This window comes from Streptomyces sp. f51, from assembly GCF_037940415.1.
Lineage (GTDB): Bacteria > Actinomycetota > Actinomycetes > Streptomycetales > Streptomycetaceae > Streptomyces.
Genome location: NZ_CP149798.1, coordinates 6,874,534 through 6,888,267 on the forward strand (window position 1 = coordinate 6,874,534; position 13,734 = coordinate 6,888,267).

Sequence of the window (13,734 nt, forward strand, 5' to 3'; positions counted from 1 at the left end):
TTCGCGAGAGAGCCCGGCCCCCGCACGAGCGAGGAGGCCGCCTGGACCACCGCTCCGACCTGCGGGGTCCTCAGGAGCGTCCGGGGTGTCCGAGCCGGGCCAGGGCCTCGGCGACCGGGGCCACGCCGTCCTCCGCGCGAAGGCGTTCCGCCAGGTCGCGCGCGTTCCGCCGGAACGCGGGGTCCGTGGTCGCCCGGACCAGGGCCGGTGCCAGCCCTTCGGCCCGCAGGCCCCTTGGCGACAGGACGCCGGGCGCGACCCCGAGCGCGACGAGCCGCCCCGCCCAGAAGCCCTCGTCGAACTGGACCGGCACGGGCACCGCGGGGACCCCCGCCCGCAGACCCGCCGCCGTCGTGCCGGCCCCCGCGTGGTGCACGACCGCCGCCATCCGGGGGAACAGGACGGAGTGCGGCACCTCGCCGACCGTGAACATGTCCTCGCCGGTCGCGTGCAGCCCGCCCCATCCCCGCTGGATCACCCCGCGCAGCCCGGCGGCGCGCAGGGCACGGACGATCTCGCCGCTCAGCCGGCCGGGATCGGGGACGGTCGCGCTGCCCAGGCCCACGAAGACCGGAGCCGGGCCCGCGTCCAGGAAGTCCGACAGTGCCGGGGGGAGCCGGGCGTCCTCGCCGTCGTAGGGCCACCAGTAACCGCCCACGTCGAGCCCCGGTCTCCAGTCCCGCGGCCGCGGCACCACCAGGGGACTGAATCCGTGGTGCACCGGCCAGGCGCCCCGCTCCCTGGCGCGGCGGGCCGCGACGGGGCCGAGGGGCGGCAGACCGAACTGCCCGCGCAGGTCCCGCACCGTCCGGGCGAAGACCCGCTCGACGGCCAGGTTCACCCCGTACCCCGCGGCCCGGTTGACGGCGGGGCCCCAGGAGCGGACGCCGGCCACGGGCGGGGTGAACTCCCGCGTCGGTGCCAGCGGCTGGAGATGCACCCCCATGCTGGGCAGACCCAGTCCCTCGGCGACGCAGTGGCCGAGCGGGCCCAGCGAACCGGACAGCAGGAGCGCGTCGCTGGAGCGGGCGGCCGCGATCATGTCGCCGGTCAGCCGTCCGGCGAGCGACCGGGCCAGCTCCGCGAGCCGGAAGATTTTTCCGGCGCCGGTCACGCTCCGGTGGAGCCGCCGCCCTCGCTCGGATTCCAGTTCGGCCCGCGGATCGACGGGCAGGGCGTGGAAGTTCACCCCCGAGCCCGCGACCAGGTCCGCGAAGCATCCGTGCGTCACCAGGGTCACCTCGTGCCCCGCCCGCACCAGACCGTGACCGAGACCGGTGAACGGCGCCACGTCGCCCCGCGAACCCGCGGTCATGATCGCTACTCGCACGAGGGCCAGTATGGCGGGGGTTCGCGTCCGGCGGACCCGCGCTTCACCGGCGGGCGCCGGTTCCTCAACAAACCGGCCATGGCGCAAAGTTGCTCTGGCTCGCCATCATGGCGAATGATCGAATCGGTGCTCGAACAAAAGAGTGGTGGGGGTGGGCTGCGTGCGAGCGAAGTCGTACAAGGAGCTGCATCGGGAGATGTCCGCGGACATCGACGCGGAGCGGGAACGCGCGCTCGACACGCTGGGTCCGGCCCCGTCCGTGCGGGCCGCGGTCGCCGAACTCCTGGAACACCGGACCTTCGCCTACCCCCACTGCGTGCTGCCGCTGATCGTCCACGCCGTGGAGACCGGAGCCCCCGGACCGGCCGTTCCCCTGGCCGTGGTCCACGAACTGTGGTGGACCTCCGCGTGCTATCTGGACGACCTCGCCGACGGCCAGGCCGTCTTCGCCGCCGGAGGCCTCCGCGAGAGCGAGGCACTGCTCGCCACGGTCATCGGCGGAATTCCCCTTCCCCTGCTCATGGTCCAGTCGCCGCGCATCCCCGAGGAGGCGCGCGCCCCGCTGTCGGCGGAGATCGTCAGGTGCTGGATAGGCGCCACCGAGGGGCAGTTGAGGGATCTGCGCGCGGACGTGGACACGGCCACACGCGAGGCCGTGGTCACGGCGTACCTCGGCAAGTCGGGCGCGCCGTACAGCATGGTCACCGCCATGGCCGCGCGGCTGGCCTGCCGGCCGGACGAAAGAGTCGAGCTCTGGCGGGAGTTCGGGAACGTCTTCGGCGTCCTGTGGCAGCTGTTCAACGATCAGCAGGACATTTTGACCGGCCGCAACGAGGACCTCGCGAACGGCACGGTGACCTATCTGCTGGCGTGCGCCGTGGAGAGCGCGGGCCGCGAAGCCGCGGGCCACGTCCTGGAACTGCACGCCGCCGCACGGCATTCGACCGACGCGGCGGCGGCCCTCATCGGCATCCTGCTCGCACCGGACGTGCTGCGCCGCTACGAGGAGGGCATCGGCGTCTTCCGCGACCGGGCCCATGCCCTGCTGCGCGAACTCGGCGGCGACGCCGATTACGCGGCGCTCCTGCACGACCTCGTGGACCGGGCCTCCCCGATGCTCCTCCGGGCGGGGGAAGCCGTCCCGGCAGCGGTTCCGACCCAGCTCTGAAGGCGGCGCGGGCGTACGGGAAGCGGCACCCGGCGGCCACGGTTCACCGGGGCCGGATCCGCAGCCTGCGGGGCGGGCGGGGTGCCGGCGGTCGTGAACGCGAACGGGCGGTCCGCAGCAGCGAGTCCAGCAGGGAGGCGGACACCCGCAGCCCGGCGGCGGTCACCGCCCGCCGCCGGGACCGGTCGGGACGGGATCTCCCCAGCGCGGCGCCCGCCGAGAAGGTCCAGGTCACACGAGACGTGACCTGGACCTTCGGCCAGTTCCTCCCTACTCGTCCCATGCCTGTACCAGCGTCTGCTCGATGATCTTGCCGTCGCGCAACGACATCATCGACGTGCTCATCACCCGTACCCCGTCCGCGTAGACGCAGGTCTCGGTGTAGGCGACGTGGTCGCCCTGGACGACGCACTGGTCCATCCTGTGCGTCATGTCCCGGCTGTAGACGTCGTTGAGCATCTCGGCGATCTCGGCACGGCCGTGCTTGACCATCGGGTGGCTCGGCTGGGTGTTGCGGTCCACGATGCGCAGTTCCGCGTCGTCGGCGTAGAGCGACAGCAGATCCGCCGCACTGTGTCCTTCGATGCCCCGGCGCAGCGCCTCGGTGTCGAAGGCGGGGGTTGTCGCTGTGCCCATGGGTGACCTCCTCGGGCGGTGTCCTCCTCAGGAAGGCGCGGGCCGGTCACGAGCCGACCGCGAAGCGCCTCGGTATCGAGCCTCCTCCGCCTCGCGGCCCACGGCAAACGCAGACGCGCGATCCGCCTCTCGGGTGAGCCCGGGTGCCGGGCCGTGTCCGCCGCGGGGCCCGCGCCGTTGCTGGTTGCATGATCTCAACACGACGTATCGTCGCCGCCGTTGGTCTCGCCGTCGGCGTCACCGGGCTCGCCGCGCCGATGGCGACGGCCGCGGGCTCCGGGGCCCACGACGCCGGGCAGCTGAACCCGATCACCACGCTCGACTCGCTGGCGACGAGCGACCTGCCCGCCGCCGCGCAGGCCCAGCTTCCGCGGCCCTCCGCCCAGCTCGCCGGCCTGAACCGGCTGAACGACCTGAACCAGTTGCACCAGGTGACCGACCTCGCCGCCCCCGTCACCGGACTGCTCCCGGGCATCCAGGGCTAGCGGGAACCGAGAGCCGAGAGCCGAGAGCCGAACGCCGGATCAGTCCACCCGTCCGCGGACCGCCGTGCGGAACGCGATGGGTGGCTGTCCGGCGCGCTGGTGGAAGTACTTGGCGAAGTTCGTGGCACTGGAGAAGCCCAGCCTGTCGGCGATGTGGGCGGCGGCCAGGTCGGTGTGCGCGAGCAGCCGCTTGGCCTCCAGGATCACCCGGCGGTCGATGAACTCCTTGGCGCCGATCCCCGCCGCTTCGAGGGCGGCCCGGGACAGGGTGCGGGCCGAGTAGCCGAGGGTGAGGGCGTAGTCGTCCACCCGGCGCGTGTGGGCGAAATCCCGTTCGACGGTCGCACGGAAGCGAAGAAAGGTTTCACTGGGCGGGGTGGCCCGGCTGTCGGACCCGTCCACCCGGCTGTCGGACCCGTCCGGGTGGGCCAGCCGCAGGACCAGCACATCCAGCAGGTGCCGCAGTACGGCGCCGTGCGCGTCGCGCGGCAGCCGCCCGGCGGAGTGGAACTCGTGTTCGAGATGCGCCGCCGCCACCCGCAGGGAGGTGGCCGCCTCGCCTCCCGGGACGCGCAGCACGCGGGCGTGCGGATCGTCGAGCCGGACCGTCCGGACGGTCGCCGCGCCCGGGAAGTCCCGCTCGAAGGCGATCAGCGTCCCTTCGGCCCCGGCGAGGTCTCCCCACTGCACGACCTGCCCCGGGCGCGTCCACAGCCAGGAGTCGCGCTCGACGTCGTGCCCGGTGAAGTCCACCGTCTGGCGCAGGGCGCCGCGGGCGACGGTCAGTATCTGGTGGAAGCCCGGACGCTGCGGCGCGCCGAGATCGGCGCCCCGGGCACGGGCCCGGGCGCGCAGCGCGGCCAGGGAGATCACTTCCAGGCCGGCGGGTGTGCCGGTGGGGGCCGCGAAGATGATCCCGGGGTCGGCCTGCCCGGGCGCGTGTCGGTTCATGACCATGATCAGTCGCCTGTGGATCGGGTGGGGCGTGCCTCGCCGCCCGGTCGGGGCCGGCCGCGTGCGCACGACCGCCCCCCGGGGCGGGAAGGAAGACATCACCCTAGAGGAGAGCCGGGCCCTCGCCAAGGAACCCCCGCGGGCTTCTTCGGCGGAGCGCGGTGCCCGGTCGCGACCGGCGTGCCCGTGTCATCCGGCGGTCGCGAGGAACTGGGTGGCGGCCAGTTCGGCGTAGAGCGGATCCGCCGAGACGAGCTCGCGGTGGGTGCCGACCGCGCGGACACGGCCCGCGTCCATCACGACGATCCGGTCGGCCGAGGTGACGGTGGACAGCCGGTGCGCGACCACCAGGACCGTGGTCGTACGGGCCACATCGGCCACCGTGTCGCGCAGCGCGGCCTCGTTGACGGCGTCGAGCTGCGAGGTGGCCTCGTCCAGGAGCAGCAGCCGGGGGCGGCGCAGCAGGGCCCGCGCGATGGCGACACGCTGGCGTTCGCCGCCGGACAGCTTGGTGCCGCGATGGCCGACGAGCGTGTCCAGGCCTCCGGGCAGCCGGGCCACGAGGCCGTCGAGGCGGGTCGTCCTGAGCACCCGGGTCAGCTCGCCCTCACCGGCCTCCGGATTGCCGAGCAGGAGGTTGTCGCGCAGGGAGCCCGACAGCACCGGCGCGTCCTGCTCCACGTAGCCGATGGAGGACCGGAGCCGGGGCAGCTCCCAGTCGTCGAGCGCGCGGCCGTCCACGCTGATGACGCCCGCCTCGGGCTCGTAGAACCGCTCGATGAGCGAGAACACCGTGGTCTTGCCCGCGCCGGAGGGGCCGACGAACGCGGTCAGGCCCCGGGCGGGGACGGTGAACGTCACGCCGCGGTGGACGTACGGCAGGTCGTCGGCGTACCGGAACCGGACGTCCTCGAAGGCGAGCGCCGCCGGTTCCGCGTCCGGCGCGGGCAGCGGCGCGGGCAGGGAGGCGGGTTCGGCGGGCAGTCGCAGGGCCTCCTGGATACGGGCGAGCGCGGCGGCGCCGCTCTGGTACTGCGTGACCGCGCCGACCACCTGCTGGATCGGGGACATCAGGTAGAACACGTACAGCAGGAAGGCGACCAGGGTGCCGACGTGGATGGCGCCCGTCGCGACCCGGGCGCCGCCCACCGCGAGGACCGTGATGAAGGCGATCTGCATGGCCAGACCGGCCGTGTTGCCCGCGGCCGCCGACCACTTGGCCGCCCGCACGCTCTGCCGCCAGGACTCCTCGGCCGCCTCGTGGACGCTCCGCTCCTCCCGGTGCTCGGCACCCGACGCCTTGATCGTCCGCAGCGCGCCCAGCGTGCGCTCCAGCGAGGCCCCCATCGCCCCGACGGCGTCCTGCGCCCGCCTGCTCGCCCGGTTGATGCGGGGCAGGATCAGACCGAGCACCGTGCCCGCGCACAGCACCACGCCCAGCGTGACACCGAGCAGCACCACGTCGACCAGGCCCATCATCACCACCGTCGCGACGAGGGTGAGGCCGCCGGTGCCGAGGCCGACCAGGGAGTCGGTCGTGACCTCGCGCAGCAGGGTCGTGTCGGAGGTGATGCGCGCCATCAGATCACCCGGCTCGCTGCGGTCCACGGCGGGTATGCGCAGCCGCAGCAGATACGACGAGAGCGTGCGCCGCGCGCCCAGCACCACCGACTCGGCGGTGCGCCGCAGCACGTACGAACCCAGCGCTCCCAGCGTCGCGTTGGTCACCACGAGGGCCGCCATGCCGAGCAGGGCCCGTCCGATCGACTTGTCGTGCGACAGGTCGTCGATGAGCCCGCGTGCCACCAGCGGCAGCAGCAGTCCGGTGGCCCCGGTCGTGAGCGCCAGCAGCGCGCCCGCGAACAGGGCACGGCGATGCGGTCGTACGTACCCGAGCAGCAGGCGCCACGCGGGCGCCTCGGGCGCGGTCTCGGTCAGGCTCACGGTGCTCCTTGCGGGAGTTGAGGCGGGGCGTTCAGGCTACGTCGACGACCCGCCCCCGCCCGCCCCGACCGCCGTGACGGCCCGAAGACTCAGGCGACGCGTTCCTCCAGTGCCGCCAGCGTGGCGTCGAGGTCCGCCGCGCGGGGCCGGTTGTGCGGGAGCCTGCCGAGCAGCGCGGCCATGCCGCAGGTGTCGGTGAGCGCGGAGAACACGAGTCCGCCCGCGACACCGGCGGAGAGCAACTGCCAGGCTGGGTGCAGGAGTCCGAGGCCGAGGCCGGCGAGAACGACCGTGCCCGCCGTGAGGCGGACCTGGCGCTCCATGGACCAGCCGGCCCGGGTCCCGGTGGCCGGGCGGTGCAGTTCGTGTCCGCGTTCCGCCCACGCGCCGGTGCCGCCGGTGAGCGTCGCGGCGGGCACACCGTGTTTGGCCAGCAGGGCGCAGGCGTTCGCCGAGCGGGCACCGGAGCGGCAGACGAGCAGCAGTTCGGTACGGGCGTTCCCGAGCACGGGCAGCGCCCGGCGCAGCCGGTCCAGCGGAATGTTCAGGGCGCCGGGCAGATGGCCGGAGGCGTACTCGCCGGGAGTGCGGACGTCGATGACGGTCAGCTCGCCGAGGCGGCCGTGGGCCTGGTCGGCGTCGAGGGAGATCGGGGTGTGCATGCGGAGTGTCATCCTTGCTCTTCGGGGGTGCCCCGCAGGGCGGAGTACGATACCCCTAGGGGTATGGACGGAGGAGTGTTCGTGGAACTGGAACTCGCGGGTGCCGAGCTCAAGTCGGTGCTGAACCGGCTGCGCCGGGCGCAGGGACAGATCTCCGGAGTGATCCGGATGATCGAGGAGGGACGTGACTGCGAGGAGGTGGTCACCCAGCTCGCCGCGGCCTCCCGCGCCCTGGACCGCGCCGGCTTCGCGATCATCGCCACCGGGCTCCAGCAGTGTCTGACCGACGTCGAGAACGGCGCGAAGAACGGCGAGAGCAGCGAGCAGATGCGGGCCCGCCTGGAGAAGCTCTTCCTCTCGCTCGCCTGACCCTCACAGCACGACGTCCAGCAGCATCAGCGCTGCCACGCCGAGCAGCGCCCAGGCGAAGATCCGCCGCAGCGTGCCGCCCGAGACCCGGCCCGCGAGCCGCTTGCCGTCCCAGGCGCCGAGGACGGCGGCCCCGGCGAACGGCGCGACCACCGCCCAGTCCAGGCTCTGCGCCGTTCCCGCGCGGGCGAGCAGCGCGGCGAGCGAGTTCGCCGTGATCACCAGCAGACTGGTGCCGACGGCGGCCCGCATCCGCAGCCCGACGACGTTCACCAGGGCCGGTACGGCGAGAAAGCCGCCGCCCACGCCCAGCACCCCGGTCACCGCGCCGAGACCGGCGCCCGCCGTGGTGATCCGGCCGGTCCCGGCGGGCGCGGCCCCCGGCTCCGCCGCAGGCCGCAGCATCCGGACCGCCGCGAGCGCCGCGATCACGGAGAACGCGCCGGTGAGCAGCGCTGGAGGCAGCAGCCCCGAGACCGCGCCGCCCAGTACCGCCGGAATCAGCCCGGCCGCCGCGAACAGCGCGCCGGCGCGCCAGCGGACCGTGCCCTCCCGGGCGTGCGCCGACAGCGCGGTCGCCGAGGTGAGCGTGACGATGACCAGGCTCGCGGTGGTGGCGGCCGAGGGCGTGAATCCGAGGAGATAGATCAGGGCGGGCACGGTGAGTACGCTGCCGCCGCCGCCCAGCGCCCCGAGCGCGAGCCCGGTCACGGCTCCGGCGGCCAGGGCGAGGATCAGGACGCTCACGCCGCGGGGTCCTCGGAGACGGGAGTCGTCGAGGGCTGGGTCATGGGCAGGCCGGAGGCGGCCGCGGCGGCGAAGGCGTCGTCGACGGCCACGACGTCCCGGCCCGCCGCGTCGAGCAGCGAGGCGGCGATCGCGGCCCGCATGCCCCCGGCGCAGTGCACCCAGACGGTCCCGGCGGGTATCTCCCCGAGCCGGTCGCGCACCTGGTGGACGGGGATGTGCACCGAACCCACGACATGGCCCGCGGCCCGCTCGGAGTCGCGCCGGACGTCCAGGACCACGGTCCGGCCCGGGGAGTCGTGTGCCTCGGCCAGTTCCGCGAACGAGGCGCGCCGGAAGGTGCGTGGGCGTTCCCCCTCGCGCACCCAGTCGGCGGGCGACCCGATCGCGGCGGCGGCCGGACGGTCCACGCCGACCTGCGCCAACTCGCGCTGTGCCCGGGCGAGTTGTTCGGGGGACTCGGCGAGCAGGGTGACCGGCCTGCCCCAGGGGAGCAGCCAGGCCAGATAGACGGCGAGCTGTCCGTCGGCCTCGAAGTTGACCGCTCCCGCGACATGCCCCGCCGCGAACGCGAGCCGGCTGCGCAGGTCCACGACCCATTCGCCGGCCGCCAGCCGCGCGGCGATCTCCGCGGCGTCCGCGAGCGCGGGCGGGGTCAGATCGACGGGGGCGGGGCCACGGGCGTTGGCGGGGCCCATGTGGGCGTAGTACGCGGGCACGTCGTCGAGTCCGGCGAGGAGGTCCGCGACGAACGTGTCGACGTCCTTGACCAGCGCTTCGTTCCCGGCGCGCTCGCGCCCGATCGTCGTCGCGTCGCCCTCGGCGGTCCCGGCGGAACAGAAGCTGCCGAAGCCGTGGGTGGGCAGGACGGCGGTGTCGTCGGGCAGCTCCGCGGCCAGCCGGTGCGCCGAGGCGTGCTGCGCCCGGGCCAGCTCCCCGGTCAGCCGCGGCTCCACCAGATCGGGCCGCCCGACGGTGCCGATGAGCAGGGAGCCGCCGGTGAAGGCCGCGACGGCCCGTCCGTCCTCCTGGAGGGCGTACGAAGTGTGGTGCGGTGTGTGTCCCGGCGTGGCCAGGGCCCGCAGGGTCAGCCCGGCGTCGACCTCCACCGTGTCCCCGTCGGCCACGGGCACCCGCCGGAACGTGACGTGGGCGCCTGCCGGGACGAGGTGGGCCGCCCCGGTGAGCCGGGCCAGTTCCCGCCCGCCGCTCACGTAGTCGTTGTGCAGGTGCGTCTCGACGACGTACGCGATCCGCACGCCCCGCCGGGCCGCTGCCGCGATCACCCGCTCGACGTCCCTGGGCGGATCGACGGCGACGGCGGTGCGCGGGCCTCCGGCCAGATAGCTCCGGTTGCCCAGGCCCGCCACCTCGATGGTGTCGACGAAGAACACGGCTGCACTCCTCTCCCGCGGAAAACCCGAGGGCTTCCCGGCTCGGTCCGCCCCGGTGAAATTACCCCCGGGGGTATATCCACCAGAGGTACCCCCGGGGGTATCCGGACGCGGGGGTGAGCGGTGCCGTCCGTGCGGTGCCGTCCGTGCGGTGCCGACCGCGCGGAGGCGGCGAGGCGAGGGCGGGGGCGTCTTGCCGGGGCTCGGGTCTGCGAGGGGCATGGGGCGTGCCCGGGGCAGTGCGTGCCCGGGGCGGTACGTGCCCGGAGGAAGGTGTCGTCGCGGACCGGCTGGCCCTCTACCGGCCGGTCACACCGTAGGGTCGGTCGACGGAAGGTCCACCTAGGGAAGGGCTTACTCACATGCCGCAGGAAGTACGGGGCGTGATCGCGCCGGGCAAGAACGAGCCGGTGCGCGTCGAGACCATCGTCGTGCCCGATCCGGGGCCGGGCGAGGCCGTGGTGAAGATCCAGGCCTGCGGGGTCTGCCACACGGACCTGCACTACAAGCAGGGCGGCATCAACGACGACTTCCCGTTCCTGCTCGGCCACGAGGCGGCCGGAATCGTGGAGTCGGTCGGCGCCGGAGTCACGGACGTGGCGCCCGGCGACTTCGTCGTCCTCAACTGGCGCGCGGTGTGCGGACAGTGCCGGGCCTGTCTGCGCGGACGCCCCTGGTACTGCTTCGACACCCACAACGCGAAGCAGAGGATGACGCTCAAGGACGGCACCGAACTGTCCCCGGCCCTCGGCATCGGCGCCTTCGCCGAGAAGACGCTGGTCGCGGCCGGACAGTGCACCAAGGTCGACCCGGCGGTCTCCCCTGCGGTCGCCGGACTCCTCGGCTGCGGAGTGATGGCCGGCATCGGCGCCGCCATCAACACGGGCAATGTCGGACGCGGCGACACCGTCGCGGTGATCGGCTGCGGCGGAGTCGGCGACGCGGCGATCGCGGGCTCCCGGCTCGCGGGCGCGGCGAAGATCATCGCCGTGGACATCGACGACCGCAAGCTCACGACCGCCGAGAAGCTCGGCGCCACGCACACCGTCAACTCCCGTTCGACCGACCCCGTCGAGGCGATCCGCGAACTCACCGGCGGCTTCGGCGCCGACGTCGTCATCGAGGCCGTCGGCAGGCCCGAGACGTACACGCAGGCCTTCTACGCCCGCGACCTCGCCGGCACGGTCGTCCTCGTCGGCGTGCCCACGCCCGACATGAAGCTCGAACTCCCGCTGATCGACGTCTTCGGCCGGGGCGGGTCGCTCAAGTCGTCCTGGTACGGCGACTGTCTGCCCTCCCGCGACTTCCCCATGCTCATCGACCTGCACCTCCAAGGACGCCTGGACCTGGGCGCGTTCGTGAGCGAGACGATCGCCCTGGACGACATCGAGGCGGCCTTCGAGCGGATGCACCACGGCGACGTGCTGCGTTCGGTGGTGGTCCTCTGATGGCCGCGCGCGTCGAACACCTCGTCACCTCGGGCACGTTCGAGCTCGACGGCGGAAGCTGGGAGGTCGACAACAACGTATGGATCGTGGGCGACGACCACGAGGCCGTCGTGATCGACGCCGCGCACGACGCAGCGGCCATCGCCGAGGCGGTGGGCGACCGCCGGCTGCGCGGGATCGTGTGCACCCACGCGCACAACGACCACATCGACGCGGCTCCCGCCCTGGCCGAGCTCACCGGAGCCACCATCTGGCTCCACCCCGACGACCTGCCGCTGTGGAAGCTCACCCACCCGGACCGCATGCCCGACGCCTGGCTCCAGGACGGCCAGGTGATCGAGGCCGCGGGCACCGATCTGACCGTGCTGCACACCCCGGGGCACGCGCCCGGCGCGGTCTGCCTCTACGACCCGGGCCTTCGCACCCTGTTCTCCGGTGACACCCTCTTCCAGGGTGGCCCCGGCGCGACCGGCCGGTCCTACTCCCACTTCCCGACGATCATCGAGTCCATCCGCGACCGGCTGCTCACCCTGCCGGCCGACACGGTCGTGCGTACCGGACACGGCGACACGACCACCATCGGAGCGGAGGCGCCGCACCTGGAGGCCTGGATCGAACGAGGGCACTGACCCCGTGCCGCCGCCCCCGGCGACACGGCGGGAACGCCACACGGATACCTGACAGAAGATGTCCGGCTTCCACGAGACGCTCGGAGCGACACGGGTGAACGCCCGTGAAGGCCACGCGCACGGAGGTCGGACATGTCAGGGCCGTCGGAAGGCACACTGCGGGACACGGTCGCGCTGGTCGCGGGAGCGACCAGAGGGGCGGGCCGCGGGATCGCGGTGGAACTCGGCGCGGCCGGCGCCACCGTCTACGTCACCGGCCGCACCACACGCGAGCGGCGCTCGGAGTACGACCGGCCGGAGACCGTCGAGGACACCGCGGACCTGGTCACCGCGGCGGGCGGACGGGGCATCGCGGTCCCCACCGACCACCTCGTCCCCGCCGAGGTGGAGTCCCTCGTCGCCCGGATCGCCGACGAGCAGGGCCGCCTCGACGTCCTGGTCAACGACATCTGGGGCGCCGAGAAGCTCTTCGAATGGGACACACCCCTGTGGGAGCACGACCTCGACAACGGACGCAGGATGCTCCGGCTCGCCGTCGAGACCCACGCCATCACCAGCCATCACGCGCTGCCCCTGCTGCTGCGCCGCCCCGGCGGTCTCGTCGTCGAGATGACGGACGGCACCGCGGAGTACAACCGCGACACCTACCGGGTCTCCTTCTTCTACGACCTCGCCAAGTCCTCCGTCCTGCGCATGGCGTTCGCCCTCGGACACGAACTGGGCCCGCGCGGCGCCACCGCCGTCGCGCTCACCCCCGGCTGGATGCGCTCGGAGATCATGCTGGAGACCTTCGGAGTGACCGAGGAGAACTGGCACGACGCCGAAGCGCACGAGCCGCACTTCGCCATCTCCGAGACGCCGTTCTACGTGGGACGCGCGGTCGCCGCGCTGGCCGCCGACCCCGAACGCGCGCGCTGGAACGGGCAGTCACTCTCCAGCGGGCAGCTCGCCGGGGTGTACGGCTTCACCGACCGGGACGGCAGCCGTCCGGACGCCTGGCGCTATCTGGTCGAGGTGCAGGACAAGGGGAAGCCCGCGGACACCACGGGGTACCGCTGACGAGCGGCCCGTGCGGACCGGCCTCTGTCGCCGCGGCGATCATGGAGGTACCTTCCCAGCCATGACAGCGACGAGGCGCTTCGAGGGGTACGGGGTCCTGATCACCGGCGCGGCCCGTGGGATCGGCGCGGCGACCGCCCGCCGGCTGGCCGAGGAGGGCGCTCAGGTCCTGGTCACCGACGTGGACGAGGCCGAGGCCGGGAGGACCGCCGCCGCGCTGCGCGAACTCGGCTCGCGCGCCGAGGCGTTCGGCTGCGACGTCGGGCGGCGGGCACAGGTCGAGGCCGCCGTCGCGTACGCGGTGGAGACCTTCGGCTCCCTCGACGTCCTGGTCAACAACGCCTACCGGTGCAGTCAGGACGCCCCGCTCTTCGAGGACGAGAGCGACGAGGCCTGGGCCGGCGACCTCGACATCACCCTGACCGGCGCCTACCGCTGCGCCCGCGCGGCCCTGCCGCACCTGGTCGCCTCCGGCCGCGGTGCCATCGTCACCATCGGCTCCGTCAACGGCCTCCAGGACTTCGGCAACCACGCCTACAGCGCGGCCAAGGCGGGGCTGATGTCGCTCACGCGCACCCTGGCGGGCCATGCCGCGGGACGGGGTGTCCGGGTCAACCTGGTGGCGCCGGGAACGGTCCGCACCACGGCCTGGGAGGGACGCGACGAGGACCTCGCCGCCGCGTCCCGGCTCTATCCGCTCGGCCGGGTCGGTGAACCGGAGGACATCGCGGCCGCCGTCGCCTTCCTGGCCTCCCGCGACGCGTCCTGGATCACGGGTACGACCCTGTGCGTCGACGGCGGTCTGCTGGCCGTCAACCACGGTTTCCGGGAGGCGGTCACCGGCGGCGGCGACGCGGTCTGAGATGGGCGGCGGGTGTGGTGCCGGTGCGAGGGGTTCCCTTCCTGACA

15 protein-coding genes are annotated in these 13,734 nt (G+C 73.5%); 7 read left to right on the forward strand and 8 right to left on the reverse strand.

The annotated features are described in order from the left end of the window. Positions 1-70 precede the first annotated feature (70 nt). Positions 71-1,315: a glycosyltransferase gene (locus WJM95_RS29735; protein WP_339135933.1), complete on the reverse strand. Its 1,245-nt coding sequence runs from the start codon at positions 1,313-1,315 to the stop codon at positions 71-73. A gap of 175 nt (positions 1,316-1,490) precedes the next feature. Here WJM95_RS29735 and WJM95_RS29740 point away from each other — a divergent pair, with 175 nt between their 5' ends. After that, positions 1,491-2,498 (forward strand): hypothetical protein, encoded by a 1,008-nt coding sequence (locus WJM95_RS29740; RefSeq protein WP_339133293.1) that lies wholly within the window; start codon positions 1,491-1,493, stop codon positions 2,496-2,498. Between the two features lie 43 nt (positions 2,499-2,541). On the opposite strand, the gene WJM95_RS29745 is transcribed toward WJM95_RS29740, so the two are convergent. Beyond that, positions 2,542-2,733, reverse strand: a complete 192-nt coding sequence (locus WJM95_RS29745) for a hypothetical protein (protein ID WP_339133294.1) — start codon at positions 2,731-2,733, stop codon at positions 2,542-2,544. A gap of 35 nt (positions 2,734-2,768) precedes the next feature. Beyond that, positions 2,769-3,134: a nuclear transport factor 2 family protein gene (locus WJM95_RS29750; protein ID WP_339133296.1), complete on the reverse strand. Its 366-nt coding sequence runs from the start codon at positions 3,132-3,134 to the stop codon at positions 2,769-2,771. 188 nt (positions 3,135-3,322) lie between these two features. Here WJM95_RS29750 and WJM95_RS29755 point away from each other — a divergent pair, with 188 nt between their 5' ends. Next, positions 3,323-3,619, forward strand: a complete 297-nt coding sequence (locus tag WJM95_RS29755) for a hypothetical protein (RefSeq protein WP_339133298.1) — start codon at positions 3,323-3,325, stop codon at positions 3,617-3,619. 39 nt (positions 3,620-3,658) lie between these two features. Here the strand turns inward: WJM95_RS29755 and WJM95_RS29760 are convergent, their stop codons facing one another. From WJM95_RS29760 to WJM95_RS29770, 3 genes are all read right to left on the reverse strand, one after another. Then, on the reverse strand, positions 3,659-4,570 hold the full coding sequence (locus tag WJM95_RS29760; RefSeq protein WP_339133300.1) for a helix-turn-helix transcriptional regulator: 912 nt from the start codon (positions 4,568-4,570) through the stop codon (positions 3,659-3,661). 192 nt (positions 4,571-4,762) lie between these two features. Then, positions 4,763-6,517, reverse strand: coding sequence for an ABC transporter ATP-binding protein (locus WJM95_RS29765; protein ID WP_339133302.1), 1,755 nt, complete (start codon positions 6,515-6,517; stop codon positions 4,763-4,765). An 89-nt stretch (positions 6,518-6,606) separates the two neighbouring features. Continuing rightward, a complete protein-coding gene (locus WJM95_RS29770) occupies positions 6,607-7,179 on the reverse strand; it encodes a rhodanese-like domain-containing protein (protein ID WP_339133304.1) in 573 nt (190 codons plus the stop codon). Positions 7,180-7,260: 81 nt separating this feature from the next. Between WJM95_RS29770 and WJM95_RS29775 the strand changes: the two genes are divergently transcribed. Continuing rightward, positions 7,261-7,548, forward strand: coding sequence for a metal-sensitive transcriptional regulator (locus tag WJM95_RS29775; protein WP_339135934.1), 288 nt, complete (start codon positions 7,261-7,263; stop codon positions 7,546-7,548). 3 nt (positions 7,549-7,551) lie between these two features. On the opposite strand, the gene WJM95_RS29780 is transcribed toward WJM95_RS29775, so the two are convergent. Together WJM95_RS29780 and WJM95_RS29785 are read right to left on the reverse strand one after the other, a co-directional pair. Then, positions 7,552-8,295: a sulfite exporter TauE/SafE family protein gene (locus tag WJM95_RS29780; RefSeq protein ID WP_339133306.1), complete on the reverse strand. Its 744-nt coding sequence runs from the start codon at positions 8,293-8,295 to the stop codon at positions 7,552-7,554. Next, the gene (locus WJM95_RS29785) at positions 8,292-9,689 is read right to left on the reverse strand and encodes an MBL fold metallo-hydrolase (RefSeq protein ID WP_339133308.1); all 1,398 of its coding nucleotides are present in this window, start codon (positions 9,687-9,689) and stop codon (positions 8,292-8,294) included. Before WJM95_RS29785 ends, WJM95_RS29780 begins: the two co-directional genes overlap by 4 nt. 362 nt (positions 9,690-10,051) lie before the next feature. Here WJM95_RS29785 and WJM95_RS29790 point away from each other — a divergent pair, with 362 nt between their 5' ends. From WJM95_RS29790 to WJM95_RS29805, 4 genes are all read left to right on the forward strand, one after another. Continuing rightward, the gene (locus WJM95_RS29790) at positions 10,052-11,137 is read left to right on the forward strand and encodes an S-(hydroxymethyl)mycothiol dehydrogenase (protein ID WP_339133310.1); all 1,086 of its coding nucleotides are present in this window, start codon (positions 10,052-10,054) and stop codon (positions 11,135-11,137) included. After that, on the forward strand, positions 11,137-11,766 hold the full coding sequence (locus tag WJM95_RS29795) for an MBL fold metallo-hydrolase (protein WP_339133312.1): 630 nt from the start codon (positions 11,137-11,139) through the stop codon (positions 11,764-11,766). Before WJM95_RS29790 ends, WJM95_RS29795 begins: the two co-directional genes overlap by 1 nt. A gap of 132 nt (positions 11,767-11,898) precedes the next feature. Continuing rightward, complete coding sequence (locus WJM95_RS29800) at positions 11,899-12,825, forward strand: SDR family oxidoreductase (RefSeq protein WP_339133314.1); 927 nt, start codon at positions 11,899-11,901, stop codon at positions 12,823-12,825. 61 nt (positions 12,826-12,886) lie between these two features. Next, on the forward strand, positions 12,887-13,687 hold the full coding sequence (locus tag WJM95_RS29805) for an SDR family NAD(P)-dependent oxidoreductase (protein ID WP_339133316.1): 801 nt from the start codon (positions 12,887-12,889) through the stop codon (positions 13,685-13,687). The last annotated feature ends 47 nt before the right edge of the window (positions 13,688-13,734 follow it).